At 67.4% G+C, this 25,499-nt stretch carries 22 protein-coding genes; 14 read left to right on the top strand and 8 right to left on the bottom strand.

Annotated features, from left to right (window positions below; all coding sequences use genetic code 11):
- Positions 1–28: 28 nt before the first annotated feature.
- Together FEZ61_RS01205 and FEZ61_RS01210 are read left to right on the top strand one after the other, a co-directional pair.
- On the top strand, positions 29–1,477 hold the full coding sequence (locus FEZ61_RS01205) for an aldehyde dehydrogenase (protein WP_173146811.1): 1,449 nt from the start codon (positions 29–31) through the stop codon (positions 1,475–1,477).
- A 79-nt stretch (positions 1,478–1,556) separates the two neighbouring features.
- Entirely contained in the window at positions 1,557–3,425 is a 1,869-nt protein-coding gene (locus FEZ61_RS01210) for a feruloyl-CoA synthase (protein WP_068385547.1), read from the top strand.
- A 478-nt stretch (positions 3,426–3,903) separates the two neighbouring features.
- On the opposite strand, the gene FEZ61_RS01215 is transcribed toward FEZ61_RS01210, so the two are convergent.
- Both FEZ61_RS01215 and FEZ61_RS01220 read right to left on the bottom strand, forming a co-directional pair.
- Entirely contained in the window at positions 3,904–4,368 is a 465-nt protein-coding gene (locus tag FEZ61_RS01215) for a MarR family transcriptional regulator (RefSeq protein WP_017641863.1), read from the bottom strand.
- A gap of 54 nt (positions 4,369–4,422) precedes the next feature.
- A complete protein-coding gene (locus FEZ61_RS01220; protein WP_173146813.1) occupies positions 4,423–6,147 on the bottom strand; it encodes a sigma-54-dependent Fis family transcriptional regulator in 1,725 nt (574 codons plus the stop codon).
- A gap of 227 nt (positions 6,148–6,374) precedes the next feature.
- Between FEZ61_RS01220 and FEZ61_RS01225 the strand changes: the two genes are divergently transcribed.
- The 3 genes from FEZ61_RS01225 (at position 6,375) to FEZ61_RS01235 (ending at position 9,847) form a co-directional block, all read left to right on the top strand.
- Complete coding sequence (locus FEZ61_RS01225; RefSeq protein ID WP_173146815.1) at positions 6,375–7,847, top strand: benzaldehyde dehydrogenase; 1,473 nt, start codon at positions 6,375–6,377, stop codon at positions 7,845–7,847.
- A 215-nt stretch (positions 7,848–8,062) separates the two neighbouring features.
- Complete coding sequence (locus FEZ61_RS01230) at positions 8,063–8,830, top strand: coniferyl-alcohol dehydrogenase (RefSeq protein ID WP_017641860.1); 768 nt, start codon at positions 8,063–8,065, stop codon at positions 8,828–8,830.
- 72 nt (positions 8,831–8,902) lie between these two features.
- Positions 8,903–9,847 carry a transporter gene (locus FEZ61_RS01235; protein WP_064307988.1) on the top strand — a complete coding sequence of 315 codons (945 nt, stop codon included), beginning with the start codon at positions 8,903–8,905 and terminating at the stop codon, positions 9,845–9,847.
- A gap of 17 nt (positions 9,848–9,864) precedes the next feature.
- On the opposite strand, the gene FEZ61_RS01240 is transcribed toward FEZ61_RS01235, so the two are convergent.
- Positions 9,865–10,341, bottom strand: a complete 477-nt coding sequence (locus FEZ61_RS01240; protein ID WP_017641858.1) for a DUF4124 domain-containing protein — start codon at positions 10,339–10,341, stop codon at positions 9,865–9,867.
- A 177-nt stretch (positions 10,342–10,518) separates the two neighbouring features.
- Between FEZ61_RS01240 and lpxO the strand changes: the two genes are divergently transcribed.
- From lpxO to FEZ61_RS01260, 4 genes are all read left to right on the top strand, one after another.
- Positions 10,519–11,418 (top strand): lipid A hydroxylase LpxO, encoded by a 900-nt coding sequence (lpxO, locus tag FEZ61_RS01245; protein ID WP_017641857.1) that lies wholly within the window; start codon positions 10,519–10,521, stop codon positions 11,416–11,418.
- A gap of 122 nt (positions 11,419–11,540) precedes the next feature.
- The gene (gene imuA / locus FEZ61_RS01250; RefSeq protein ID WP_173146817.1) at positions 11,541–12,158 is read left to right on the top strand and encodes a translesion DNA synthesis-associated protein ImuA; all 618 of its coding nucleotides are present in this window, start codon (positions 11,541–11,543) and stop codon (positions 12,156–12,158) included.
- Positions 12,159–12,165: 7 nt separating this feature from the next.
- Positions 12,166–13,575 (top strand): DNA polymerase Y family protein, encoded by a 1,410-nt coding sequence (locus FEZ61_RS01255; RefSeq protein WP_068385555.1) that lies wholly within the window; start codon positions 12,166–12,168, stop codon positions 13,573–13,575.
- Positions 13,572–16,646, top strand: a complete 3,075-nt coding sequence (locus tag FEZ61_RS01260) for an error-prone DNA polymerase (RefSeq protein WP_173147005.1) — start codon at positions 13,572–13,574, stop codon at positions 16,644–16,646. The genes FEZ61_RS01255 and FEZ61_RS01260 overlap by 4 nt, the downstream gene beginning before the upstream one ends.
- A gap of 105 nt (positions 16,647–16,751) precedes the next feature.
- Here the strand turns inward: FEZ61_RS01260 and FEZ61_RS01265 are convergent, their stop codons facing one another.
- From FEZ61_RS01265 to FEZ61_RS01275, 3 genes are all read right to left on the bottom strand, one after another.
- Positions 16,752–17,024 carry an HU family DNA-binding protein gene (locus FEZ61_RS01265; protein WP_007159052.1) on the bottom strand — a complete coding sequence of 91 codons (273 nt, stop codon included), beginning with the start codon at positions 17,022–17,024 and terminating at the stop codon, positions 16,752–16,754.
- Positions 17,025–17,422: 398 nt separating this feature from the next.
- Entirely contained in the window at positions 17,423–17,794 is a 372-nt protein-coding gene (locus FEZ61_RS01270; RefSeq protein ID WP_017641853.1) for a YkgJ family cysteine cluster protein, read from the bottom strand.
- Between the two features lie 106 nt (positions 17,795–17,900).
- Positions 17,901–18,809 (bottom strand): LysR family transcriptional regulator, encoded by a 909-nt coding sequence (locus FEZ61_RS01275; RefSeq protein ID WP_017641852.1) that lies wholly within the window; start codon positions 18,807–18,809, stop codon positions 17,901–17,903.
- A 101-nt stretch (positions 18,810–18,910) separates the two neighbouring features.
- On the opposite strand from FEZ61_RS01275, the gene FEZ61_RS01280 reads away from it, so the two are divergent.
- On the top strand, positions 18,911–19,309 hold the full coding sequence (locus FEZ61_RS01280; RefSeq protein ID WP_017641851.1) for a DoxX family protein: 399 nt from the start codon (positions 18,911–18,913) through the stop codon (positions 19,307–19,309).
- A gap of 26 nt (positions 19,310–19,335) precedes the next feature.
- The gene (locus FEZ61_RS01285; RefSeq protein ID WP_017641850.1) at positions 19,336–20,112 is read left to right on the top strand and encodes a class III extradiol ring-cleavage dioxygenase; all 777 of its coding nucleotides are present in this window, start codon (positions 19,336–19,338) and stop codon (positions 20,110–20,112) included.
- 70 nt (positions 20,113–20,182) lie between these two features.
- Here the strand turns inward: FEZ61_RS01285 and FEZ61_RS01290 are convergent, their stop codons facing one another.
- Positions 20,183–20,776, bottom strand: a complete 594-nt coding sequence (locus FEZ61_RS01290) for a Yip1 family protein (protein WP_173146819.1) — start codon at positions 20,774–20,776, stop codon at positions 20,183–20,185.
- A gap of 291 nt (positions 20,777–21,067) precedes the next feature.
- On the opposite strand from FEZ61_RS01290, the gene hpxO reads away from it, so the two are divergent.
- The 3 genes from hpxO to FEZ61_RS01305 all read left to right on the top strand — a co-directional run bounded on the left by hpxO (position 21,068) and on the right by FEZ61_RS01305 (position 24,144).
- Complete coding sequence (hpxO, locus tag FEZ61_RS01295; RefSeq protein WP_173146822.1) at positions 21,068–22,225, top strand: FAD-dependent urate hydroxylase HpxO; 1,158 nt, start codon at positions 21,068–21,070, stop codon at positions 22,223–22,225.
- A gap of 76 nt (positions 22,226–22,301) precedes the next feature.
- On the top strand, positions 22,302–23,315 hold the full coding sequence (locus FEZ61_RS01300; protein WP_173147006.1) for an ABC transporter substrate-binding protein: 1,014 nt from the start codon (positions 22,302–22,304) through the stop codon (positions 23,313–23,315).
- A gap of 46 nt (positions 23,316–23,361) precedes the next feature.
- Positions 23,362–24,144, top strand: a complete 783-nt coding sequence (locus FEZ61_RS01305; protein ID WP_173146824.1) for a PhnD/SsuA/transferrin family substrate-binding protein — start codon at positions 23,362–23,364, stop codon at positions 24,142–24,144.
- A gap of 382 nt (positions 24,145–24,526) precedes the next feature.
- On the opposite strand, the gene FEZ61_RS01310 is transcribed toward FEZ61_RS01305, so the two are convergent.
- A complete protein-coding gene (locus FEZ61_RS01310; RefSeq protein WP_173146826.1) occupies positions 24,527–25,363 on the bottom strand; it encodes an MBL fold metallo-hydrolase in 837 nt (278 codons plus the stop codon).
- Positions 25,364–25,499: the final 136 nt, after the last annotated feature.

A 25,499-nucleotide genomic window follows, 5' to 3' on the forward strand; every position in this document is an offset into this window, starting at 1 on the left:
CACCCGTACAACAACAAGAGGTAGCGTCATGGTCGAGGTATCCCTGCTCATCGGCGGCGCCAGCCGCCCGGCCGGCGACGGTCGTAGCTATCAGCGTTGCCATCCGGTGACCGGCGCGGTGGTCTCCACCGTGGCCGCCGCCACCCCGGAGGATGCCGACGCCGCCGTCGCCGCGGCCCAGGCCGCCTTCCCCGCCTGGGCCGCGCTACCGCCGGGCGAGCGGCGCCGCCGGCTGCTGGCCGCGGCCGACGGGTTGGCCGCACGCAGTGACGAATTCGTCGCCCTGGCCGGGGAGACCGGCGCCATGGCCAACTGGTACGGCTTCAATGTCCACCTGGCGGCCAACATGCTGCGCGAAGCGGCGGCCATGACCACCCAGATCCAGGGCGAGGTCATTCCTTCCGATGTGCCTGGCAGCTTCGCCATGGCGCTGCGCCAGCCCTGCGGCGTGGTGCTGGGCATCGCCCCCTGGAACGCCCCGGTGATCCTGGGCACCCGCGCCCTGGCCATGCCGCTGGCCTGCGGCAACACCGTGGTGCTCAAGGCCTCGGAGCAAAGCCCGGGCGTGCACCGGTTGATCGGCCAGGTGCTGCAGGATGCCGGCCTGGGCGACGGCGTGGTCAATGTCGTCACCAATGCTCCGGAGGATGCCCCGGCCATCGTCGAGCGGCTGATCGCCAACCCGGCGGTGCGGCGCGTCAACTTCACCGGCTCCACCCGGGTGGGTCGCATCGTCGGCGAACTGTCGGCGCGCCATCTCAAGCCGGCCGTGCTGGAACTGGGCGGCAAGGCACCGCTGCTGGTGCTGGAGGACGCCGATCTGGATGCCGCGGTCGCCGCGGCAGCCTTTGGCGCCTACTTCAACCAGGGGCAGATCTGCATGTCCACCGAGCGCCTGCTGGTGGACAGCCGCATCGCCGACGCCTTCGTCGAGCGCCTGGCGGCCAAGGTGCGCACCCTCAGGGCCGGTGATCCCAGCGCGCCCGACTCGGTGCTGGGCTCGCTGATCGACGCCAGCGCCGGCACCCGTATCAAGGCCATGATCGACGACGCCGTGGGCAAGGGCGCCCGGCTGGTCTGTGGCGGCGGGCTCGACGGCAGTATCCTCCAGCCGACCCTGCTGGATAGCGTCACCGCCGAGATGCAACTCTATGCCGAGGAATCCTTCGGACCGGTCGCGGTGGTGATCCGTGCCGAGGGCGACGAAGCCCTGCTGCGCCTGGCCAACGATTCCGAATTCGGTCTCTCGTCCGCCATCTTCAGTCGCGACACCGCCCGCGCCCTGGCGCTGGCCCAGCGGGTGGAGAGCGGCATCTGCCACATCAACGGCCCCACGGTGCACGACGAGGCGCAGATGCCCTTCGGCGGCGTCAAGTCCAGCGGCTACGGCAGCTTCGGTTCGCGCGCCTCCATCGACCACTTCACCCAGTTGCGCTGGGTGACGCTGCAGACGGGGCCGCGCCACTACCCGATCTGATCCGCGTCCGCCGTCCCTCGCTCCTGTCGCGACAACAATAAGAGGCGCCCTTGGGCGCCAGCCCAGAGGAGAATTCAAGGTGAGTCACGTCACGCACACCCGCGCGCCCGCTGATCAGCCGCTGCGCTATCGCCCGGTGACCCTGGGCCACCCCGGCGTCACCGTGGAAGAGCGGGATGGACTGCTCTACATGGCCTCCCAGGAAGCCCTGACTCCGCCGCCGCCGCGACTGCTGGACCGGCTGCTGCACTGGGCCACGGTGGCCCCGGACCGCACCTTCTTCGCCGCACGGGAAGCCGGCGGCGCCTGGCGCGACTTCTCCTATGGCGAGATGCTGCAGCGGGTGCGCCAGCTGGCCGCCGCGCTGTTGGAGTTCGGCCTCTCCGCCGAACGCCCGCTGGCGATCCTCTCCGGCAACGATCCCGAACATCTGCAATTGGCCATGGCGGCCCTCTACGCCGGCATTCCCTTCTGCCCGGTGTCACCCGGCTATGCACTGCTGTCCCAGGATCACGCCAAGCTGCGCCATGTCTGCGGCCTGCTGCAGCCGGGACTGGTGTTCGTCAGCGATGGTCCGGCCTTCCAGAAGGCGCTGGACGCCGTGCTGCCGGCCAACGTGCCGGTGATCGCGACCCGGGGTCAGGTACAGGGGCGCATCAGCCTGGCCTTCGAGTCGCTGCTCGCTCGCGGTGAATTGGCCGCGGCCGAGCGTGCCTTCGCCGCGACCGGCCCGGACAGCATCGCCAAGTTTCTCTTCACCTCGGGTTCCACCAAGTTGCCCAAGGCGGTGACCACCACCCAGCGCATGCTCTGCGCCAACCAGCAGATGCTGCTGCAGACCTTTCCGGTGTTTGGCGAAGAGCCGCCGGTGCTGGTGGACTGGCTGCCCTGGAACCACACCTTCGGCGGCAGCCACAACCTGGGCATCGTGCTCTACAACGGCGGCACCTTCTATCTGGACGAAGGCAAGCCGACGCCCCAGGGCTTCGGCGAGACCCTGCGCAACCTGCGCGAGGTATCACCCACCGCCTACCTGACGGTGCCGCGCGGCTGGGAAGAGCTGGCCAATGCGCTGGAAAGTGACGCCAGGTTGCGCGAGCGCTTCTTCGCCCGCATGCGGCTGTTCTTCTTTGCCGCGGCGGGGCTGTCGCAAAGCGTCTGGGATCGTCTGGATCGCATCGCCGAGGCCCACTGCGGCGAACGCATCCGCATGATGGCCGGCCTGGGTATGACCGAGGCCTCGCCCAGTTGCACCTTCACCACCGGACCCCTGTCGGTGGCCGGCTACGTCGGGGTACCGGCGCCGGGGTGCGAACTCAAGCTGGTGCCGGTGGACGGCAAGCTGGAAGGGCGCTTCCGCGGGCCGCACATCATGCCTGGCTACTGGCGCGATGCCGGCCAGACCGCCGCCTGCTTCGACGAAGAGGGGTTCTACTGCTCGGGCGATGCCCTCAAGCTGGTCGATCCGGCCAACCCGCAACTGGGCCTGATGTTCGATGGCCGCATCGCCGAGGACTTCAAGCTGTCGTCCGGGGTGTTCGTCAGCGTCGGTCCCCTACGCAATCGCGCGGTGCTGGAGGGCACGCCGCTGGTGCAGGACGTGGTGGTGGCGGCGCCGGATCGCGAGTGTCTGGGACTGCTGGTCTTCCCGCGCCTGGCGGATTGCCGGCAACTGGCCGGGCTGGACGACGGCGTCGATGCCGCCACGGTACTGGCCAGCGCGCCGGTGCAGGACTGGTTCGCCGCCTGGCTCAAGCGCCTCAATCGCGAGGCCTCGGGCAACGCCAGCCGCCTGGAATGGATCGCCCTGCAGGAGGAACCGCCATCCGCCGACCGTGGTGAGATCACCGACAAGGGCTCGCTCAACCAGCGCAGCGTCCTGACCCATCGCGCGGAACGCCTGGAAGCCTGCTATCGCGGAACGGCGCCGCTGTTGATCAGGGCGTGACGATAGGTACCGGGGTCCCCCTCACCCCAGCCCTCTCCCCGAGGGAGAGGGGGCGTTCGGTGCAGGTTGGCTTTCCGTAGGTTGCGGCTGAGCACAGCGAAGCCTAACAGGGCGCTGCCCCAGACGCTGCCAATCTCCCTCACCCCAACCCTCTCCCTGATGGAGAGGGGGCGATCGGTGCAAGCTAGCTTTTCGTAGGTTGCGGCTGAGCGCAGCGAAGCCCAACAGGGTACTGCCCCAGACGCTGCCAATCTCCCTCACCCCAACCCTCTCTCTGATGGAGAGGGGGCGATCGGTGCAAGCTAGCTTTTCGTAGGTTGCGGCTGAGCGCAGCGAAGCCCAACAGGGTACTGCCCCAGACGCTGCCAGTATCCCTCACCCCAACCCTCTCCCCGAGGGAGAGGGGGCGATCGGTGCAAGCTGGCTTTTCGTAGGTTGCGGCTGAGCGCAGCGAAGCCCAACACCCGGCGATCAACCTTCAGCCCAGCTCTCCATTGAGCTTGCGCAGCAGGCGCAACAGCTCGGTTCGTTCGGCGTCGTCCAGCGGGGCGCTGGCGGCACGGTCGCTGGCAGCGGCGCGTTCCTTAAGTTCGCCCACCAGGGCGCGGCCCTGCTCGGTGAGGTGCAGGGCGTAGGCGCGGCGATCCTGGGTGCCGCGCACCCGCTCGGCCAGGCCCTGGCGTTCCAGCTTGTTCAGCAGCAGGACCAGTTGCGGCGGCTCGATGGCCAGGCGCCGGGCCAGGTCGGCCTGCATCAGGCCCGGTTCCTGTTCGAGGATCACCAGGGCGGTGAACTGGGCAGGGCGCAGGTCGTATTCAGCCAGGCTGTCCACCAGGTGCTGGAACATCTTCATCTGGGCGCGGCGCAGGGCATAGCCTACGGCGGTGTCCAGCCAGGGAGTGGCGGCAGGGTCCAGGGGCGTGGCGTCGTCGGGGGAACTCATCGGCGGGAAGGGCTTCCGTCGGAGATGGCGAGAGGAGGGTATCGAGGGGTCATTCTAGTCCAGATCCCGTCTCGCGCGTCGATGGCGATAGGCGAACTGGGCACGACTCAGGCCGAGCAGTCGTGCCGCGGCGGCCACGTTGCCGTGGCTGTGCGCCAGGGCTTCGTCGAGCAGCTCGGCTTCCAGCTGGCCCAGGTGCAGCGGGCGTTCGCCAGCCACGCCGAGGCGCTCCAGCCAGCCGGCTGTCTGCGGCGCCGGTTCCAGGAGGTCGGCCGGCAGCGGCTCGCCGCGAAACAGGTGGGGCAGGTCGATGAGTTCACCCGGATCGCTGGCGATCACCCCGCGCTCCACCAGATTCTGCAATTCCCGTACGTTGCCGGGAAAATCGTAGCGCAGCAGCGCCTTGAGGGCGCGCATGGTCAGCCCTACCGGCGGACGTTCGTAGGCGGCGCAGAAGCGGCGCAGGAACAGATCCACCAGCAGCGGTACGTCGTCGCGGCGGTCCCGCAGGGTTGGGATGCCGATGGGATAGACGTTGAGTCGGTAGAAGAGGTCTTCGCGGAAGTCGCCACGGCGCACCGCGTCGCGCAGGTCCAGATTGGTGGCGGCGACTACCCGTACGTCCACCCTGAGGGTACGACTACCGCCGACCCGCTCGATCTCGCGCTCCTGCAGCGCGCGCAGCAGCTTGCCCTGGCCGGGCAGACTCAGGCAGGCGATCTCGTCGAGGAACAGCGTACCGCCCTGGGCCCGTTCGAAGCGCCCGGCGCGGGACTGGTTGGCGCCGGTATAGGCACCGCGCTCCACGCCGAACAATTCGGCTTCGATGAGATTCTCGGGAATGGCCGCGCAGTTGAGGGCGACGAAGGGGCCGTCGGCGCGGTGGCTGAGACGGTGCAGGTGGCTGGCGAACAGCTCCTTGCCCACCCCGGATTCGCCGGTGAGCAGCACCGTGGCCGGGGTCGGGGCGACCCGTTGTAGCGCCTGGAAGGCGCCGTTGAAGGCCGCCGAGGCGCCTACCAGCGGCTGGCCGTCGACGGCGTGGGGCAGGGGCGCGGGCAGGCGTTCGGTGGCAGTCCTCTCAGGGGTACCATCGCCCGCGGCATTGAGATAGCGCAGGTCCTCCGCCACGTCGGGCCAGCGTTCGGCATTGCGGCCTTCGACCCGGCAGACATGGTGGCCCATGGCCCGGCATTCCACCTCGCGAAAGATCACCAGGCGGCCGAACAGGCTGCTGACGTAGCCGATGGCATAGCCGATCTCCATCCAGCAGGCCGGATCGCTGCCCTGGCCATGGGCGATCTGGTGCTCGTCGCATTCGGCCGAGTGGTGCCAGAGGAATTCGCCGCCATAGCGGCCCTGGTCGACATCGAATTCGAAATGCAGCGGCTCGACCCGCACCAGCCCCTCCAGGCCGTGCAGGCGGGTGCCGGCCGCGAAGATGGCGGCGGCGTCGGCCTGGGGCCAGCGCTTGCGCACCAGCTCGGCGTCGCGCACCCCGGACAGATAGCCGACCCGGGTCAGCAGGCCGCGGGCGCGTTCCTGACCCAGGGCGCCGATCAGCTCGCGCCGCAGGGCGCCAAAGGCGGAGGCGTGCACCAGCAGCATGCGCTGGTCGTTGAGCCAGATGCGCCCATCTCCGGGCGAGAAGAACAGGCACTCGGCCAGTTCCGCCTGGGTCGGGCTGGCGCTGCCGTCCCAGGCGGCGCTGTCGCCCCGGTACAGGCCAGGGGTGACCTGCTGCAAGGCGTTGAGGGACAGGCGTTCGGACCGGGCCATGGCACGACTTCCCAGGTGAATTGCGCAAATGCGCAATCGAGAAAAAGGTTATACCTCATAACTTTATCTTTTGAGCAAGGCGTTTGCCGGGTAGGCCGGGTGTCTTTGCCCACCTAAATCAGCAAGTCCCTGATTGAACGGCTCTTTCTCCTGCCAGCCCGGGCTGGGCACAGCCCTTGCTCCGTTGTCTGTGCCCACCGCGGCCCGATAACAACAAGGAGAAGGCTATGAGCAGACCATCCACGCCGTTCCTGGACGGCGCACCCTGGCGCGAGCGGATTTTCGATGGCGACTGGATCGCCGCCCAGGGCGGCACCCTGGAGGTCATCGAACCCGCCACCGGCCAGCCCCTGCATCGCACGGGCCTCGCCAGCGTCGCCGACATCGACCAGGCCTGCGCCAAGGCGGCCCAGGCGCAACCGGCCTGGGCCGCCTGGACGGCCCGGCAAAAGGCCGCGCTGTTCCTGGCGGCCGCCGCGCAGCTCGAATTGAATCGCGCCGAACTGGCACCCCTGATCGCCCGGGAGACCGGCGGCATCCTGCCCAAGGCCGAGCTGGAGCTGCGCGAAGCCGGAGTCATCCTGCAGCAGGTCGCCGGCCAGTTGCTGCAGCCCCATGGCGTGGTTCTGCCCAGCGAGCGTGGTGCCCTGTCCTATGCCCGCCGCCTGCCCCATGGCGTGGTGGGGGTGATCTCGCCCTTCAACTTCCCGCTGATCCTTTCCCTGCGCGCCGTGGCCCCGGCGCTGGCCTGCGGCAATGCCGTGGTACTCAAGCCGGATCACCAGACGCCGGTGAGCGGCGGCGTGCTGATCGCCCGACTGTTCGAGGCCATCGGCCTGCCCAAAGGCGTGCTGCAGGTGCTGCCCGGTCGCGCCGAGACCGGGGCAGCGCTCTGCGCCCATCCCCAGGTGCGGATGATCGCCTTCACCGGCTCGACCCAGGCCGGGCGCCAGGTGGCGGAAAGCGCCGGACGCCATCTGAAGAAGGTGGCGCTGGAGCTGGGCGGCAAGAATCCGCTGATCGTGCTCGATGACGCCGATCTCGACCGCGCCGCCAGCTGCGCCGCCTGGGGCAGCTTCCTGCACCAGGGCCAGATCTGCATGGCCACCGGCCTGATCCTGGTGCACCAGCGCATCGCCGCCGCCTTCAGCGAACGCCTGGTCGCCCGCGCCGCCGCCCTGCGCCTGGGTGACCCCCTGGCGCCCAGCACCCAACTCGGCCCGCTGATCAACGACCGGCAGTTGCGACGGGTGCAGGGCATCGTCGCCGACAGCCTGGCCGCCGGTGCCCGGCTGCTGCAGGGCGGTCATCACGAAGGCCTCTTCTATGCCCCCACGGTGCTCGCCTACGTCCGCCCCGGCATGCGGGCCTTCGATGAGGAAGTCTTCGGCCCGGTGGCCAGCGTGGTGACCTTCGCCGACGAGTCCGAAGCCATCGACCTGGCCAACCGCACCCCCTATGGCCTGGCGGCCGGTGTGCTGTCCGGCTCCCTGGCGCGGGCCCGGGCCCTGGGCGAACGGCTGGAGTGCGGAATGCTGCACCTCAACGACCAGACGGTGAACGACGAGGTGGTCAATCCCTTCGGCGGCCGTGGCCAGTCCGGCAATGGCGGCAGCGTCGGTGGCCTGTGCAACTGGGACGACTACAGCCAGTGGCAATGGGTGACCGAGCATAACGAGCCGCCACGCTATCCCTTCTGAGAGCCTGCTCAAAGGCTGCTGCGCGTCGGCCAAACCGCGTTGAACACGACCTGGGTCGCCAGCCCGATCGGAATGCTCATTTACCACTCGTAAACCCGAGCGCGGGTCCGATCCGCTTCCTCAGCCGTGTTCGCCTTGTTTGGCTCTAGCTCGCAAGCCTTTGAGCAGGCTCCAAACCCTTGTTTCACCCCCAATAACAACAAGAGGAAAATCCCATGACCCTGAATGGCAAGACTCTAGTGATCACCGGCGTGGCCTCCGGCATTGGCGCCGAGTTGGCGCGCCTGGCACGCTTCCAAGGCGCCACTGTGATCGGCGTCGACCGCAATCAGCCCCAGTTCAGCCTGGACGACTTCCACCAGGCCGACCTGGGCGATCCCGACAGCATCGCCGCCCTGGTCGGTCGCCTGCCGGCGCACCTGCACGGCCTGTGCAACATCGCCGGGGTACCGGGCACGGCACCCCGGGAGGCAGTGGCCCGGGTCAATTACCTCGGCCTGCGGTTGCTCAGCCAGCAACTGGTCGCGCGGTTGGGGCAGGGCGGGGCCATCGTCAACGTCACCTCCATCCTCGGCGCCGAATGGCCGCAGCGCCTGGAGCGGCACCGCGAACTGGCGCAAATCGCCGACTTCGCCCAGGCCCAGGCCTGGCTGGAGGCCCATCCGGTGGAGCAGGCCACCTGCTACCAGTACTTCAAGGAGGCGCTCATCGTCTGGAGCTTCGTGCAGTCCCAGACCTGGTTCCGCGAATTCGGCGTGCGGCTGAATTGCGTGGCGCCGGGCCCGGTGTTCACGCCCATCCTCGGTGACTTCGTCAGCATGCTGGGTGAAGAGCGGGTCGCCCGCGACAGCCAGCGCATCCTGCGTCCGGCGCTGGCCGACGAGGTGGCCGCGGTGATCGCCTTCCTCTGCAGCGATGCCTCGCGCTGGATCAACGGCGCCAATCTGCCAGTGGATGGCGGCCTGGCCGCCAGTTACGTCTGACCCGGATCGCCGCGCCTGCCCAGGTGCGGTGATCGCGTGTTCCCACAACAAGAACAATCCCAGGACGACGTCATGCGCACACTTTCCCGATTCGGTCTGCTGGCCGCGGCCAGTCTCGCCTCCACGCTGGCTCAGGCCTACGACCTGCCCGGTCTCAACCTCGGTTCCACCAGCTTCTATGATGGTGCCCCGGCACCGGACGGCCCTGGCTGGTACCTGGCGGAATACCTGATCTATGGCAAGACCAGTCGCTTCAACGATCAGAATGGCCGCAAGCTGCCCCTGCCCAAGCAGGACCTGACCACCTTCGCCCCGGTCACCCAGCTGATCTACCTGGGGCAGCCGCTGGCCAACGGTGCCATGCCCGGCTTCACCGCCATCCTGCCCTGGCTGGCCCATGCCGATGTCGACGATGGCCTCGGCGGCCAGGCGCTGAGCGCCCGCGAAGGGGTAGGGGACCTGACCCTGGGCGCCTTCCTGCAGTTACCCACCACCACCCGCCCCGACGGCGGACCGCGCTGGGCGCAGCGCATCGAGGCCGAGATCGTCGCCCCCACCGGCCGCTACGACCGCGACCGAGCGATCAATCCGGGCAGCAACTTCTGGTCCTTCAATCCCTATTACGCCACCACCTACTGGCTGACGCCCCAATGGTCGGTGACCGGGCGCTTCTGGTACCTGTGGAATGGCAAGAACGACCAGCCGCTGCGTAGCTTCGGCGCTGTCTCGGACACCCAGGCCGGCCAGGCACTGCATGCCAACTTCGCCACCCAGTACGCGCTGAACGACCGACTCAGCATCGGCCTGAGCGGCTATTGGCTCCGGCAGATCACCGATACCCAGGTGGATGGCCATGACGTCAGCGGACGCCGGGAAAAGGTCTGGGCCTGGGGTCCGGGTTTCACCTACGCCTTTTCCAGACAGAACCTGGTCACCGTCAACAGCTACTTCGAGCAGGACGCCGAGAACCGCACCGAGGGACGCAAGTTCGTCGTCAACTTCCTGCATCGTCTTTAGGCAGTGGTTACCGCCTTTCAGCGTTTGAAAGGGATACCGTAAATCTGCTGAGTAGGCGGAGCCGGCGGCTGCGCCTGGGGGTGGGGCACCATGTGCCAGGTCTCGTCACGCGGCCGGCGGTCGATGTAGATCGGCACCGGCTGATAGAGGATGCCGCCGCTGCGCACCTGGGTTTCCTGGCGAAAGCTGGAAGAGGAGGAAGAGCTGCCGACCACGGTGACGTCATCGACCGGGCGCTGACGGCTGCTGGCCGGCGCGGGGACTACGGTGATCTCGCGCGGCGCAGTGGCTGGCGGTGGCGTGGCGGGTTTTGGCGGGGGAGTGAAGCCGTTGCTGTCGGGCAAACGCTGCAGCGGAATGGTAGTGATCTGACTATTCGTCGGACAAGCGCCCTGGGTATAGGTCGTCTGGCCCTGGTCGTCCACGCATTTGTAGACATCCTGAGCGGCCACGACGCCACTGGCGAGCAGCAGGCCATAGAGTAGCGAACGCATGATGAGGCCCTCCGGGCACTCGAAGTGTCACCTGCAGGATACAAGATGCCCGTCATGGCTCCCAGCGGCGGTGCACGTCCCCGTGCAAGCCTGCGGCTAATCGTCAGACCTTAGAGTTAGGTCTGATGCCGGTGGAGCGTATAACATCTTGAAACATTCTTTTCAGGACAGTGACGCGTGAAGTGGTTCGTGATCGGCGGTTTCTTTCTCTGTGTGTTGTACGTGCATTTTCGCGGTCGGGTGCGTCATCGATTCCTGCGTCAGCTAGGTGATCATTCGACGGTGCTGGCACCGCTGAACACCTTCATGTTCCTGACGTCGCGGGTACCCAACCAGCCCTATCACCCGGTGGAACGCTTTCCCGAGCTCCAGGTGCTGCAGGACAACTGGCAGCTCATTCGTGACGAAGCCCTGGCCCTGCTGCGTGCCGGCCAGATCAAGAAAGCCGCCGAGCACAACGATGCCGGCTTCAACTCCTTCTTCAAGAGCGGCTGGAAGCGCTTCTATCTGAAGTGGTACGGCGACAGCCATCCTTCCGCCATGCAGCTGTGCCCGCAGACCACCGGATTGCTGCGGGGCATCGGCACGGTCAAGGCGGCCATGTTCGCCGAGTTGCCGCCCGGGTCGCGGTTGGTGCGCCATCGCGATCCCTATGGCGGCTCCCTGCGCTATCACCTGGGCCTGGCCACGCCCAACGACCCACGCTGCTTCATCGAGGTGGACGGCCAGCGCTATCACTGGCGCGATGGCCAGGCAGTGGTGTTCGATGAAACCTTCATCCACTACGCCGAGAACACCACCGAGCAGGATCGCATCATCCTGTTCTGCGACATCGAGCGACCGCTGCGCTATCGCTGGGCCGGTGCCTTCAACCGCTGGATAAGCGGTACCCTGCTGGCCTCGGCGGCCTCGCCCAATGACGCCAGCGACCGCACCGGTGGCCTCAACCGTGCCTTCCGGCACCTCTATCGCATCCGTCAACGCGGCAAGGCGCTGAAGAAGCGCAACCGCTTCCGCTACTACCTCGAACAGTGGCTGTTGCTGGCTGCCTTGATCGGCGTGGTGATCTGGATCTGACCGATCCCCTCATCGACGCGGACACCGGTTCGACTTGACCCCGATGCGGATCGCCTCTAATACTGTATGCATATACAGATTGAGGCGATGGCCATGGATAACACCCCTGCAGGTCTGGCGGCATGAGCGGCGGCGGCGCCAGCCTGGCCCGGCTGTTCGAGGAGCGGCGGCTCTGGAAGGGGCAGACCAGTCCCGAGGCCCGGCGTAGCCGGCAGCCCACCGGGGTCGCCGCCCTGGATGCCCATCTGCCCGGCGCCGGCTGGCCCGAGGCGGCGCTGACCGAATTGCTGCTCGCCGGCCCCGGCCATGGCGAGTTGCGGCTGCTCTGGCCAACCCTGGCGCGCCTGAGCCAGGCCGCCGAGCGCATCGCCCTGATCGGCCCGCCGCTGTTGCCCTATCCCCTGGCCTGGCAGGCGGCCGGCGTGGCGCTGGATTCCCTGGTGGTGATCCGCGCCCAGGGCGCCGAGGTGCTCTGGGCCGCCGAGCAGTGCCTGCGTTCGGGATGCTTCGGCGCGGTGCTCTGCTGGCCCGAGCGGGCCGATGATCGCCAACTGCGCCGGCTGCAGGTCGCCGCCGAGAGCGGTCGCACCCTGGCCTTCGCCCTGCGCCCGGCCGCCGCCTTGGACAATCCCTCGCCGGCGGCCTTGCGCCTGGAACTCAGGGCGCCGCTGGAACGGCTACATATCCGCAAATGCCGGGGCGGTCAGCCCGGCGTGCTCGATCTGGCCGGCGGCGCTTGAGCTGGCCATGCGCTGGGCCTGCATCCTCTTTCCGCAGCTGGCGCTGGATGCCGTGCTGCGCCGCCATCCGCAGCCGGAGCAGCCGCTGGTGCTGCTTTCCGGTCCGCCCCAGCGTCGCCTGCTGCGGGCGGTCAATCCGGCCGCGCGAGCCCTGGGACTGCGCCCTGGCCTGACCCTGGCCGCCGCCCAGGCGCTGACCCGTGACTTCGAGCAGCAGGAACATGATCCGGCGCTCATCGAGACGGCCGAGGCGCTGTTGGCGGCCTGGGGCTATGGCTTCAGCTCCCAGGTCAGTCGCCACTATCCGCGGGCGCTGCTGCTGGAGATCCAGTCCAGCCTGCCGCTGCTGGGTCCCTGGCCGCGGCTGGAGCGGCGCCTGCGTCAGGAGCTCCAGGGCCTGGGCTTTCGTCATCGGCTGGCCCTGGCACCCAATCCGGTGGCGGCGCGCATGCTGACCAATGTCGCCGATGGTCTCATCGCCTCTCCGGATGACCTGCCGCGCCTGCTCGATCGGCTGCCCGTGGAGCGCGCCGGTTTCGCCCCCCAGCAAGCCCAGGCGCTGACGCGCATGGGTATCCGCCGGTTGGAGCAGCTCAAGGCCCTGCCCAGGGCCGCCCTGGCCCGGCGTTTCGCGCCGGAGCTTCTGCAGCAGCTGGATCTGCTGGGCGGCAGTCGCAGTCTGGCGCTGGAGTTCTATCGGCCGCCCGATCGCTTCGTGGCGCGGGTGGAACTCAATTTCGAGGTGGACTCCCACCAGGCCCTGCTGTTTCCACTGCGCCGCCTCACCGCCGACCTGGCCGCCTGGCTGGCCAGTCGTGACCGTGGCGTGCAGCGCTTCCTGCTCTGGCTGGAACATCGCCAGGGGCCGGCCACCACCCTCACCATCGGCCTGCTGGCCCCCGAGCGCGATGCCGCCCTGCTGTTCGAATTCGCCCGTGGCCGCCTCGAACAGTTGCAGGTGGTGGCGCCGGTTCTGGCGCTGCGCCTGGAAAGCGAGGAATTGCCGCTCTTCGTGCCGGAACGCCATGGCCTGTTCGACGAACGCCCGGCCCAGGCCGTGGGCTGGGAGGTGCTGCGCGAGCGTCTGCGTGCCCGGCTGGGCGAGGAGGCCGTGCTCGGCCTCGGCATTCAGGCGGATCATCGGCCCGAGCGCGCCCTGGTCTGGCGCCACGAGCGACGCCTGGAGACTGTGCTGCCCGGCCTGCGTCCGGGCTGGCTGCTGCGCGAACCGCGCCCCCTCGACGGTCAGCCACGCCGGATCCTGGCCGGTCCTGAACGCATCGAAAGCGGCTGGTGGGACGGCGGCGACCAACGCCGCGACTACTACCGCATCGAGGTGGCCGACGGACGCCAAGCCTGGGCCTTCCGCCGCTATGGCGAGGAGGCGCCCTGGTGGATCCAGGGCTGGTTCGCATGAGCGGCTATGTCGAGTTGCACTGTCTGTCGAATTTCAGTTTCCAGCGCGGTGCCTCCAGCGCCCTGGAATTGTTCGAGCGAGCCAAGGCGCTGGGCTACGCCGCCCTGGCCATCACCGACGAAGGCACCCTGAGCGGCATCGTCCGCGCCTGGCAGGCGGCGCGCCAGGTCGGACTGCCGCTCATCGTTGGCAGCGAGCTGACCCTGGACGACGGCCTGCGCCTGGTGCTGCTGGTGGAGGATCTGCCGGGCTACGAGTCTCTTTGCGCCCTGATCACCCGGGCGCGCCGCCGTGCGCCCAAGGGCCGCTACCAGTTGGGTCGCGCGGATTTGCAGCACCCCTTGCCCGGGCTGCTGGCCATCTGGTTGCCGGGCGGCGAACCCCTGGCCGAGGAGGGCGCCTGGCTCAAGCAGGTCTTCGCCGAACGCCTCTGGCTAGGCGTGGAATTGCTGCGCGGCGCCGATGACGCCGCCCAGCTCATGCAGTTGCAGGCACTGGGGGAGCAACTGGGGCTGCCGCCGGTGGCCTGCGGCGACGTGCACATGCATACCCGCGGTCGTCGTGCCCTGCAGGATGTGCTCACCAGCATCCGCCACCACCTGCCAGTGGCCGAGGCCGGCTATCGCCTGCATCCCAACGGGGAGCGGCATCTGCGCCCGCTGACGGTGCTCGAAGGGCTTTATCCCGATGCCTTGCGCGCCGAAACCCTGAAGATCGCCGCCCGCTGTCGCTTCGATCTGGGCGAGTTGCGTTATCGCTATCCCCAGGAGGTGATACCCGCCGGCCAGACCGCCGGCTCCTGGTTGGCCGAGTTGACCCGCCGCGGCCTGGCCTGGCGCTGGCCGGAGGGACCGCCGCAAAAGGTCACCGACCAGGTAGCCAGGGAGCTGGCGCTGATCGCCGAGAAGGGCTACGAGAACTACTTTCTCACCGTGCACGACATCGTCGACCATGCCCGCCGCCAGCACATCCTCTGCCAGGGCCGCGGTTCGGCAGCCAACTCGGTGGTCTGCTACGTGCTGGGCATCACCGAGCTGAATCCGCTCACCGGCAACCTGCTGTTCGAGCGCTTCATCTCCCGCGAGCGCGACGAACCGCCCGACATCGATGTCGACTTCGAGCACGAGCGTCGCGAAGAGGTGATCCAGTACGTCTTCCGCCGCTATGGCCGCGAACGGGCCGCGCTCACCGCGGTGGTCAGCACCTACCATGCCGCCGGCGCCCTGCGCGATGTCGGCAAGGCCCTGGGCCTGCCGGGCGATCAGCTCGACGCCCTGTCCGGGTGCGCCGGGCGCTGGACCGACGAGATCCCCGGCCCCGCACGTCTGCGCGAAGCCGGTTTCGATCCCGACAGCCCGCTGCTGCAGCGGGTGCTCATCCTCGCCGGTCAACTGATCGGTTTTCCCCGGCATCTCTCCCAGCATCCCGGCGGCTTCGTCATCTCCGAGGCGCCCCTGGCTACGCTGGTGCCGGTGGAGAATGCCGCCATGCCCGAGCGCACCCTGATCCAGTGGGACAAGGACGACCTCGATGCCGTGGGCCTGCTCAAGGTCGACATCCTCGCCCTGGGCATGCTCAGCGCCCTGCGCCGCTGCTTCGACCTGGTCGCTGACTGGCGTGGCCAGCGCTGGACCCTGGCCAGCCTGCCCCAGGAGGATGCGCCCACCTACGCCATGATCTCCCGCGCCGACACGGTGGGGGTGTTCCAGATCGAATCCCGCGCCCAGATGGCCATGCTGCCGCGCCTCCGGCCGCAAACCCTCTACGACCTGGTGATCGAGGTGGCCATCGTCCGGCCCGGGCCGATCCAGGGCGACATGGTGCATCCCTATCTGCGCCGCCGGAGTGGCGAGGAAGTGGCGGACTATCCCCATGACGAATTGCGGCCAGCCCTGGAGCGCACCCTAGGAGTGCCGCTGTTCCAGGAGCAGGTGATGCAGATCGCCATGACCGCTGCCCAGTACACCCCGGGCGAAGCCGATCAGCTGCGCCGCTCCATGGCCGCCTGGAAGCGTCATGGCGGCCTCGAACCTCATCGTCAGCGGTTGCACAGTCGCATGGTCGAGCGCGGCTATCGCCCGGAATTCGCCGCGCGCCTCTTCGAGCAGATCAAGGGCTTCGGCAGCTACGGCTTTCCCGAATCCCATGCCGCCAGCTTCGCCCTGCTGACCTATGCCAGCTCCTGGCTCAAATGCCATGAACCGGCCGCCTTCGCCTGTGCCCTGGTCAACAGCTGGCCCATGGGCTTCTACAGTCCCGACCAGGTGCTGCAGGACGCGCGACGCCATGGCGTCGAGGTGCGCGCCGTGACCGTGCAGGCCAGCGACTGGGACTGCCGGCTGGAGGCGAGCGCTGGCCATCAGCCGGCGATCCGCCTGGGCCTGCGCCTGGTGCAAGGGTTGGCGGAAGCGGTCGGCCGCCGCCTGGTGGTGGCGCGGGGTACGCAGCCCTTTCGCGACATCGAGGACCTCTGCCGCCGGGCCGAACTGGATGCCCGGGCCCGCGGGCAACTGGCCGAGGCCGGCGCCCTGGCCGAGCTCGCCGGTGATCGCCATCAGGCGCGCTGGGCCATGGCCGGGGTGGAGCGCCAGCTGCCGCTGTTCGCGGCGGCGGATAGCGTTCAAGAGGAGCGCCTGGCCTTGCCCACGCCCAGCGTTGCCGAAGAGGTCCATGCCGACTACCGCATGCTGGGCACCACCCTGGGGCCGCATCCGCTGAGCCTGCTGCGTGGCGAACTCCAGGCGCGGCGCTGCCGGGACTTCCGTCAGCTGGACGAAATCAGGCCCGGCGCCCTGGTGCGAGTGGCCGGACTGGTGCGCGGACGACAGCGTCCAGGCACGGCCAGCGGGGTGATCTTCGTCACCCTGGAAGACGAGCACGGCATGCTCAATGTGGTGGTCTGGCGCGCAGTGGGCGAACAGCAGCGACGACCGCTGTTGCAGGCACGGCTGCTACAGGTCGAGGGGCATCTGGAACGGGAGGCGGGGGTGCAGCACCTGATCGCCGGTCGCTTGACCGATTTGAGTCCGCTGCTCGACGAACTCTTGGTGTCGAGTCGGGATTTTCACTAGGGCGCGGAGGGGAAAAGCAGGGAAGGGGCGTGAGCGGGTGGGGCGGAGGACTGTCTTCCGAAGCGCTCTGCAGCGCCCGGAAGACAAGAATCGACCAACGCAGTCTTAGCTGACGGCGTCTTTCAGGCCTTTGCCGGGCTTGAAGCCGGGCAGCTTGGCAGCGGCGATCTTGATGGTGGCACCGGTCTGCGGGTTGCGGCCTTCGCGAGCAGCGCGCTCTTTTACTGCGAAAGTTCCGAAACCGACCAGGCTGACGCTGTCGCCTTGCTTCAGGGCATCGGTCACCGCAGTGGTGAAGGCGTCCAGGGCTTTGGCAGCGGTGGCCTTGGGCAGGTCGGCAGACGCGGCAATGGCGTCGATCAGCTCAGCTTTATTCATGTAAAAACTCCATGTGTGAGTATTGGCCAGGCAGTATAGCGGCAGCTTTGCCTTGCGTAGAGCCTTTGTAAGCCTCTACGTGGCCGGTTGAAGCAGCCTTGTTGTTCGGCGCTACAGGATACGCATAGCGGGCGAAAGAACGATAGGGTATTCGATCTAGCAGGGACGTGAAAACCTGATCCGCACTGCATTTTCCACGCTTCACAGCCCAGCCGTCGCCTTTTTGGGCAGCGGCGATGGCCGTTTGGTTTCCTCTAGGCGCTGAACGAAAAGTCGCCGAGCGATGGTGAGGCGAGGCGAAAAACCTTGAGGAAGCGGAGTTTACAAATGGTAAATGAGCATTCCGAAAGGTTCTTTCAACGAAGCATCACTGAGCGCAGGCAGTTTTCGTACAGCGCCTAAGCTACGCGGTCGGGCGAGATATGGGGCTGCAACGGCGGCGTCAGCGGCGGCAGGCCATAGGCGGCGCGGGCGGCATCGCAGTGGGGATTGGCTTCGCCGTTCTCCCAGGCGGCGGTGAACTCGCGGCAGGTGCTGGAACGGTTCTCGTAGACGGTGCAGCGCGTGCCGCAGCCCACTTCGCCCAGCAGGGCCACGCAGCGTACCGGCTTCTGCTCGGTGCCCTGCATGGCCGCCAGATGGGGGCTGACCGCGACGGTAAGGTAATCGGGCACCGGGCCGCCTGCCGACTGGCATTCGCCCCAATAGAAAGACACGCGAAAGTGGGCGCAGCAGGCGCCACAGCTGAGGCAAGGATTCTCGGTCGACATGAACGACAGCCATCGCAGAAACCGGCAGTGCCGGCGGGACAGGCAGGGATTCTAGGCAAGCCCCGTCAGGCTGCGAAGCCCCCGGCAACGACCGTTCGGCGGCGACCTACGGCAGTCTTTTCAGGTGCTCGGCTGTGACCAGATGTCGCTGCAGCCAGGCGATGAACAGTCGCACCTTGGCCGGCACCAGACGCCGATGGGGATAGAGCGCATGGATGGCGATGGCCTGGGTGTACCAGGGTGCGAACAGTCGTTGCAGGCGACCCGTCGCCAGGTCATCGCCCACCAGGAAGTCCGGTTGGCGAATGATCCCATGGCCGTCTAGCGCCGCCTGGTGCAGGACACTGCCATTGTTGGCGCGCAAGGGCCCACTGACCTTGACCTGCAGGCGCTCACCGTCACGCTGGAATTCCCAGAGATCGCCATCGCTGGCGTAGCTGTAGAGCAGGCAGCGGTGCTCGCGTAGTTCGGCCGGGTGCTCGGGACGACCGTGGCGCTGCAGATAGGCGGGCGCGGCGCAGATGAACAATTCCACCGCCCCCAGGGGCTGAGCCACCAGGCTGGAATCGCTGAGATCGCCGATGCGCACGGCCAGATCGAAGCCTTCTTCGACCAGGCGCACCTGACGATCGCTCAGCTCCAGATCGATGGCGACCTCGGGGTATTCGTGCAGGAAACTGCTCACCAGCGGTGCCAGGTGGCGCACGCCAAAGGTCAGGGGTGCACTGACCCTGAGGCGTCCCTGCGGGCGCTCGTGGCCTTCCTGCAGGCGCTGTTCGAGGGCCTCCAGATCGCCCAGCAGGGGCACCAGCCCTTCATGGAGGGTGCGTCCGGCCTCGGTCAGGCTCAGGGTGCGGGTGGTACGTTGCAGCAGCCGGGTGCCGTAGTGTCGCTCCAGGGCGGCCAGATGCTTGGTGAGCGCCGAGCGCGAGAGCTCCAGCCGTTCAGCCGCCGCGGTCAGGCTACCCAGTTCGACGATCTTGATGAAGGCCTGCAGGGCTCTCAGGGTATCCAAGGATTGTTTCCATAGCGTGCACAGTTCATTCCCAGAGTGCACCTTTATTCGCGCGTTGGAAACAGGACAATGGGTCATCTTTCCCCTGCTCGAGAATCAGCATGACCGATCGTACTTCGTCCTATGCCGCCCTATTGCTGCGCCTGGCCCTGGGCACCATGTTCCTGGCCCATGGCCTGACCAAGCTGCTGGTGTTCACCTTGCCAGGCACCGCGGGTTTCTTCGCTTCGGTGGGCTTTCCCGGCTGGCTGGCCTATCCGGTCACCTTCTTCGAGTTGGGCGCGGGCGTGCTCCTGATCCTGGGCGTCTGGGTGCGTCCAGTCGCGGCAGTGGCCGCCGTCCAACTGTTCGCCGCGGCGACAGTCCATTTCGGCAACGGCTGGTCCTTTTCCAATCCCGACGGCGGCTGGGAATATCCGGTCTTTCTCGCCGTGACCGCTGCCGCCCTGGCGCTGCTGGGCGCGGGTCAGCTTTCCTGGGATGCCCGCAAGCGCGCCTGAATCCATCCACTCGAGAGGTCGCCACCATGTCGCTTCCCACCCTGTTCGTTTCCCACGGGTCGCCCATGGAGGCGCTCGACGCCGGCGCGGCAGGGGCGGCCTGGCGCGCCCTGGGGCGGTCACTGCCGACCCCAGCCACCATCCTGGTGGTCTCGGCGCACTTCGATACCCGGATACCGGTATTCGGCAGCGCCAAGCGGCCGGCCACCATCCATGACTTCCATGGCTTTCCCGAAGCCCTCTACCGCCTGGATTATCCCGCGCCGGGTGCCCCGGCGCTGGCCGAGCAACTGGCTCAAGGTTTGCGAGACCAGGGCTGGGAGGCCGAGACGGAGGCGCAGGGACTGGATCATGGCGCCTGGGTACCGTTGCGCTATCTCTATCCCGACGCGCAAATCCCCGTGGTGCCGCTGTCGATGAGCGCCACCCGCGGGCCGGACTACCACTATGCCCTGGGCCAGGCGCTGGCCAGGGTGCTACCGGCGGATACCCTGCTGATCGGTTCAGGCAGCCTGACCCACAACCTCGGTCACTTCCGTCGTGGGGGCGCTGAGTCCCCGGGCTATGTGCGGGACTTCCAGCAGTGGATCCAACATCGCTTGCGCGAGCGAGATCTGGACGCCTTGCTCGACTACCGACGCCAGGCGCCCCAGGCCCGCCAGGCGCATCCTACCGACGAGCACCTGCTGCCCTTGTTCGTCGCCCTGGGCGCGGCGGACCCCGAAGGCACCCTCAGCGTCCATCATGACGGCATCGCCCATGGCATCCTGGCCATGGATCTCTACGGCTTTTCCCGCCGTTAGCCGCTTGCCAACAAAAAGCCCGGATCGGTGACCGATCCGGGCTTTTTGCCAACGGCAGAGCGACGTTCGATCAGCCGAACAGCTCCGGGCCGTAACCCCACATCAGCACCGTGGTGGCCATCAGCACCTCCAGCACCAGCACCCCGATGGCCAGGGTGGAGCCGGACATGATGAAGCCTTCCCGTTGATCGATATTGAGGAAGGAGGGGATGCCGGTATAGAGCAGATAGGCCGAATAGGCCAGGCCGACGATGCCGCCGATGGCGCACAGCCACACCAGCGGATAGAAACCCACCAGACCACTCAGCAGCATGGGCGTGGCCACGTAGCCGGCGAACAGAATGCAGCGATTGGCACTGGGCCGATCCGGATAGCGCCGCGCCAGCCAGTGGATCACATGCCCCATGGCCACCACCGCTGCCATGATCAGCGCGTAGCTGATGACCGCCAGTACCGCCGCCGTGGGTAGATCCAGCACATGGGCTTCACCGCCACCGAAGCGCCAGCCGAAGGTGGTGGTGCCCACCAGGGACGCGACGACGGGAATGGCCGCCAGCAAGGCGACATGATGGGCAAAGAAGTGCCCGACCGTTTCCCCTTCGCGACGAATCTGTTGCCACTCGCGATCGGGATGGGCCAGCAGGCCCCAGACATGATTGATCATGATCCTGCTCCTCACCCGCTGTGGTCGCCGCAAGCGGGCCTCTGTGGATGGCGAACGCTGGGTACAACGCAAATGGCGACTACCTTAGGAGTATAGAAGAGCTCTGGAATGCGTCATGCGAGCCGACGAAGGGCAGCCTGCCTAGAAACGAAGCGACGAGTGGTCGCAGGGCACCAGGCTGGTGCGTTTTCCGCCCCCGCTCGTTTCGCCAGCGGCCTGATTCCAATACCTGACCACCTGGTCAGGAATTTGCTTGCTCAAGGCATCTGTTACCGGCCAACGAGGTCCGTCATGCCATCTCTCGACATCATCATCGCCGGTGCCGGCATGGGCGGTCTCACCGCTGCCCTGGCACTGCAGCAGGCCGGACACCGGGTCCGCCTGTTCGAGCGGGCGCAGGACCTCGCACCCATCGGCGCGGCCATCTCCATCTGGCCCAACGGCGTCAAGGTACTCGAACACCTGGGACTGGGGCCCGCCATCGCCGCGGTCAGTGGCGACATGCAGACCATGAGCTACCGCGACCACCAGGGACAGTTGCTCACCCACTTCAGCCTGCTGCCGCTCTATACAGCCGTGGGCCGACCGGCACGGCCCATCGCCCGTGCCCACCTGCAGCGCCTCCTGCTGGACGCCGTGGGCGCCGATCAGGTGACCCTGGGTATCGGTTGCGAGGGCTTCGAGCAGGACGCGGACGGGGTGACGGTGCACCTTGGCGACGGGCGTCGCGAGCGGGCCGATCTGCTGATCGCCGCCGACGGTACCCACTCGCGCCTGCGCGACCGGGTGGTGGGCCGGGCCATCACCCGTGAGTATTGCGGCTACGTGAACTGGAACGGGCGGGTGAGGATCGCGCCTGATCTAGCCGAGGCCCACGACTGGGCGCAATTCGTCGGGGCGCATCAGCGAGTCTCCCTGATGCCCATGGGCGGCGATGAATTCTACTTCTTCTTCGATGTACCCCTGCCCAAGGGCACACCCAACGACCGTAGCCGTTACCGCGCGGAGCTAGCCGAGCACTTCGCCGGCTGGGCACCGCCGGTGCAACGGCTGATCGAACGGCTGGATCCCCAGGGTGTGGCGCGGGTGGAAATCCATGACACCCGGCCGCTGCCGACCCTGGTACAGGGCCGGGTAGCGCTCCTGGGCGATTCCGCCCATGCCATGGCGCCGGATCTGGGGCAGGGCGGTTGCCAGGCCATGGAGGACGCCTGGGTGCTGGCGCGCTGCCTGGACGCCGAGCAGGATCCCCTGGCAGCGCTCCAAGCCTATGAAGCAGCCCGTCTGGAGCGGGTCGCCGGGATCGTCGCGCGGGCGCGCAAGCGCTGCGAGATCACCCACGGTCATGAGCCCCTGGCCACCCAGGCCTGGTACGCCGAGCTGGCCCGGGAAACCGGCGAAACGGTGATCGCCGGCCTGCGCAAGACCGCCGAGAACGGTCCGCTGTGAAATAGCTCTGGCCCGCGGCGACGAATGGCCATACCTTGGGTCGAAAGGACCACGTCCCTTGTCGGAGAAATTGCCCATGCGCCTGCGTTTCGCCCTGACCCTCGCCAGTTTCGCCATCGCGCCACTGGCCTTTGCCGCCGATGGCGGCTGTCCCTATCCAAAGACGGTGAAATTCGCCGGCCCCAACTGGGAGAGCGGCATGTTCACCACCGAGGTCCTGCGCCTGCTGGTGGAGAAGGGCTACGGTTGCCAGACCGACAGCGTACCGGGCAACACCGTGACTCTGGAAAACGCCCTGGCGCAAAACGACATCCAGGTCACCGGCGAGCAGTGGGCCGGGCGCAGTCCGGCCTGGCGCGCTGCGGAACAGGCCGGCAAGGTGTTCGCCGTCGGCGAGACGGTCAAGGGCGCCACCGAGGGCTGGTGGGTGCCGGAATACCTGGTCAAGGGCGATCCTGAGCGCGGCATCCAGGCCAAGGCGCCGGATCTCAAGAGCGTGGCCGATCTGCCACGTTATAAAGAGCTGTTCCGCGATCCCGAGGAGCCGGGCAAGGGCCGCTTCCTGAACTGCCCGACCGGCTGGACCTGCGAGATCGTCAACAGCCAGAAGCTCAAGGCCTACCAGCTCACCGACAGCTACACCAACTTCCGCACCGGTACCGGCCCCGCGCTGGACGCCGCCATCGCCACCGCCATGCGCCGCGGCGAACCGGTGCTCTTCTACTATTGGTCGCCGACACCGCTGATGGGCCGCTACAAGCTGGTCCAGCTGGAAGAACCACCGTTCAGCCAGAAGGCCTGGGATACCCTGTCGGATCCGAAGAACCCCGATCCGCTGCCGTCGCGCTCGCTCCCGGCCAAGATCACCATCGGCGTCTCCCGCGACCTGCACGACAAGGCGCCGGCCCTGGTGGCCCTGTTCGAGAAGGTCGAATTTCCCCTCGACCAGTTCAACGGCATCCTCGCCGGCATGGCCGAGAAACGCGAAGATGCCCAGGTCGTGGCCAAGCGTTTCCTCAAGGAGCACCCCGAGGTCTGGACGTCCTGGCTGCCGGCGGAAAATGCCGAGCGGGTGAAGGCCGCGCTCTAGGCGCAGCGATAGGGGATAATGGCGGTTTTCCGTGCAGGAGCCGCCCATGACCGTCGCCGCCCTTACCATGTACGTCGAGCCCGCCGAGGTGCGCGACGCCTATCGCCAGCTCGCCGAGGCCGTGGCGCTGCGCCTGGGGGCGACCCTCGAATCCGCGCCCGAGGAACTGCCAGCGCTCTGGAGTCATCCGGAGCTGCTGCTGGCCCAGACTTGCGGCTATCCCTGGGCGACCCGCCTGCGCGGTCAGGTGCGTCTGGTGGCGGCGCCGCGCTATCGCTTCGAGGGTTGCAATGAGGCCGAGCACTGCGCCTTCATCCTGGTGCCTGACGCCCTGGATGTGGCCAGCCTGGCCGATCTGCGCGGCAAGCGAGTGGCGCTCAATGGCCTGGATTCCAACAGCGGCATGAATCTCCTGCGCCTCGCCGTGGCGCCCCTGGCCGAGCGTGGCCGCTTCTTTGGCGAGGTGATCGTCAGCGAGAGCCACGCCAATAGCCTGGCGCTGTTGCAGCAAGGCCATGCCGATGTGGCCGCGGTGGATGCCGTGACCTATGGCTATCTGCAGCGCGCCCAACCCGAGCGGGTCGCCGGTCTGCGCCTCTTGCAACGCACCCGCCCGAGTCCGGCGCTGCCCTTCATCACCGCCGCCAGCCGGTCAGATGCAGAGGTTGAGGCTTTGCGTGGAGCGCTGAGCGACAGCCTGGTCGCTGATCCTACGCTGGCCGAGTGCCTCGCCATCGAGGGCTTCACCGCAGTAGACGAGGCGACCTATCTGCCCCTGCTGGACTGGCGCCGCGAGGCGGTGGAGCAGGGCTATCCGGTGATTGCGTAAATTGGCTTGAGACGGCTCCATCGTTGAGGACTGATCCCGTTGGGCTTCGCTGTGCTCAGCCCAACCTACGGGACCGCAGTGGCGGGTCGCGTCGTAGGTTGGGTTGAGACGGCTCCACCGTCGAAGCCCAACATTGAGAAGTTCGGCCTAAGTCCTGTTGGGCTTCGCTGCGCTTAGCCCAACCTACGGGACCGCAGTGGCGGATCGCGTCGTAGGTTGGGTTGAGACAGCTCCACCGTCGAAGCCCAACATTGAGGACTGATTCCGTTGGGCTTCGCTGTGCTCAGCCCAACCTACGTCGCCTGCCGCCGTGGCTGCGTCGAGGCCCAACATTGAGGAACTCAGCCTGGGTCCTGTTGGGCTTCGCTGCGCTCAGCCCAACCTAAGCTCGCTTACCCTCCTGCAATTGCCGAAACTCCACCAGGTCATGGCTGCAAAACAGCGTCAGCCCCAGATCCTGGCGCAGGGAAAGTTCGCGCAGGCGCGCCTGGTTGTCCAGGCGACTGGTGCGGTCGGCTTCCATCAGCCGCTGGTAGAACCTCAGGCCCGGTGTGCAGTGGCGTTCGGCCTGTCGCATCTCGTCGCGGTAGAAGTAGGCGTCACCAGCGTGCAGCAGCCAGCCGCCCTCATGCTGGATGGCGATGCCGGCATGGCCCGGGGTGTGACCGGGCAGGGGGATCATCAGAATTTCCGGCGGCAGGCCTGGCAGGTCACGCACGCTGGCGAAGCCATTCCACTGCTCGCCTCGGGGTTCATGGAAATGCCAGTGGCGGATCCCTTCCCACTGCGCCGGGCTGTAGCGACGGCGGCCGATGAAGCCGTGGCGCTGGCGCTGGGCGTCCCATTCACGCTGGAGCACATGGACCTGGGCCTGGGGAAAGTCATCCAGGCCGCCGGCGTGATCGAAGTCCAGGTGGGTCAGCACGATATGGCGAACATCGCCCGGACGAAAACCCAGGCGGCGAATCTGCGCCAGGGCGCTGAGCTCGGGGTCGTACTGGATGCGATTCATCAGCCGGAAGAAGGGACTCAGCCGCCGGCCCCGCTCCCGCAGATCGGCTTCGCCAAAACCGGTATCCACCAGCACCAGACCGTCCCGGTCGGTTTCCACCAGCAGGCAATGACAGGCGAGGTGGGCGGCAAGACCATGGCTGAAACCGTCGTACAGCGCCCCGCCCAGGGGGCACATGCAGCCGCAGTTGAGGTGATGGATACGCATGATCGGCTCCGCGTGGGTGTTCCTGGTAGAAGAGCCGAGCGCGGGCAAAGTTCGAGCGCAGCGGCCGTCCACGCGGGTGTCGCAACGGGCCAGGAGCGGTCGCTGGTGCTGAAGTGGCGGCAATCAATCGACCAGA

The organism is Pseudomonas sp. MS15a(2019) (assembly GCF_013277805.1).
Taxonomy (GTDB): Bacteria; Pseudomonadota; Gammaproteobacteria; order Pseudomonadales; family Pseudomonadaceae; genus Chryseomonas; species Chryseomonas benzopyrenica.

What these genes read in the sequence shown, in the direction of transcription:
- FEZ61_RS01260 (WP_173147005.1), top strand. Translation starts at nt 13,572, where the DNA reads ATGAGCGGCTATGTCGAGTTGCACTGTCTGTCGAATTTCAGTTTCCAG.
- FEZ61_RS01305 (WP_173146824.1), top strand. Translation starts at nt 23,362, where the DNA reads ATGACCGTCGCCGCCCTTACCATGTACGTCGAGCCCGCCGAGGTGCGC.
- FEZ61_RS01205 (WP_173146811.1), top strand. Translation starts at nt 29, where the DNA reads ATGGTCGAGGTATCCCTGCTCATCGGCGGCGCCAGCCGCCCGGCCGGC.
- FEZ61_RS01290 (WP_173146819.1), bottom strand. Translation starts at nt 20,776, where the DNA reads ATGATCAATCATGTCTGGGGCCTGCTGGCCCATCCCGATCGCGAGTGG.
- FEZ61_RS01310 (WP_173146826.1), bottom strand. Translation starts at nt 25,363, where the DNA reads ATGCGTATCCATCACCTCAACTGCGGCTGCATGTGCCCCCTGGGCGGG.
- FEZ61_RS01300 (WP_173147006.1), top strand. Translation starts at nt 22,302, where the DNA reads ATGCGCCTGCGTTTCGCCCTGACCCTCGCCAGTTTCGCCATCGCGCCA.
- FEZ61_RS01240 (WP_017641858.1), bottom strand. Translation starts at nt 10,341, where the DNA reads ATGCGTTCGCTACTCTATGGCCTGCTGCTCGCCAGTGGCGTCGTGGCC.
- FEZ61_RS01215 (WP_017641863.1), bottom strand. Translation starts at nt 4,368, where the DNA reads ATGAGTTCCCCCGACGACGCCACGCCCCTGGACCCTGCCGCCACTCCC.
- FEZ61_RS01225 (WP_173146815.1), top strand. Translation starts at nt 6,375, where the DNA reads ATGAGCAGACCATCCACGCCGTTCCTGGACGGCGCACCCTGGCGCGAG.
- FEZ61_RS01265 (WP_007159052.1), bottom strand. Translation starts at nt 17,024, where the DNA reads ATGAATAAAGCTGAGCTGATCGACGCCATTGCCGCGTCTGCCGACCTG.
- FEZ61_RS01235 (WP_064307988.1), top strand. Translation starts at nt 8,903, where the DNA reads ATGCGCACACTTTCCCGATTCGGTCTGCTGGCCGCGGCCAGTCTCGCC.
- FEZ61_RS01270 (WP_017641853.1), bottom strand. Translation starts at nt 17,794, where the DNA reads ATGTCGACCGAGAATCCTTGCCTCAGCTGTGGCGCCTGCTGCGCCCAC.
- FEZ61_RS01230 (WP_017641860.1), top strand. Translation starts at nt 8,063, where the DNA reads ATGACCCTGAATGGCAAGACTCTAGTGATCACCGGCGTGGCCTCCGGC.
- FEZ61_RS01280 (WP_017641851.1), top strand. Translation starts at nt 18,911, where the DNA reads ATGACCGATCGTACTTCGTCCTATGCCGCCCTATTGCTGCGCCTGGCC.
- imuA (WP_173146817.1), top strand. Translation starts at nt 11,541, where the DNA reads ATGAGCGGCGGCGGCGCCAGCCTGGCCCGGCTGTTCGAGGAGCGGCGG.
- FEZ61_RS01255 (WP_068385555.1), top strand. Translation starts at nt 12,166, where the DNA reads ATGCGCTGGGCCTGCATCCTCTTTCCGCAGCTGGCGCTGGATGCCGTG.
- FEZ61_RS01285 (WP_017641850.1), top strand. Translation starts at nt 19,336, where the DNA reads ATGTCGCTTCCCACCCTGTTCGTTTCCCACGGGTCGCCCATGGAGGCG.
- hpxO (WP_173146822.1), top strand. Translation starts at nt 21,068, where the DNA reads ATGCCATCTCTCGACATCATCATCGCCGGTGCCGGCATGGGCGGTCTC.
- FEZ61_RS01220 (WP_173146813.1), bottom strand. Translation starts at nt 6,147, where the DNA reads ATGGCCCGGTCCGAACGCCTGTCCCTCAACGCCTTGCAGCAGGTCACC.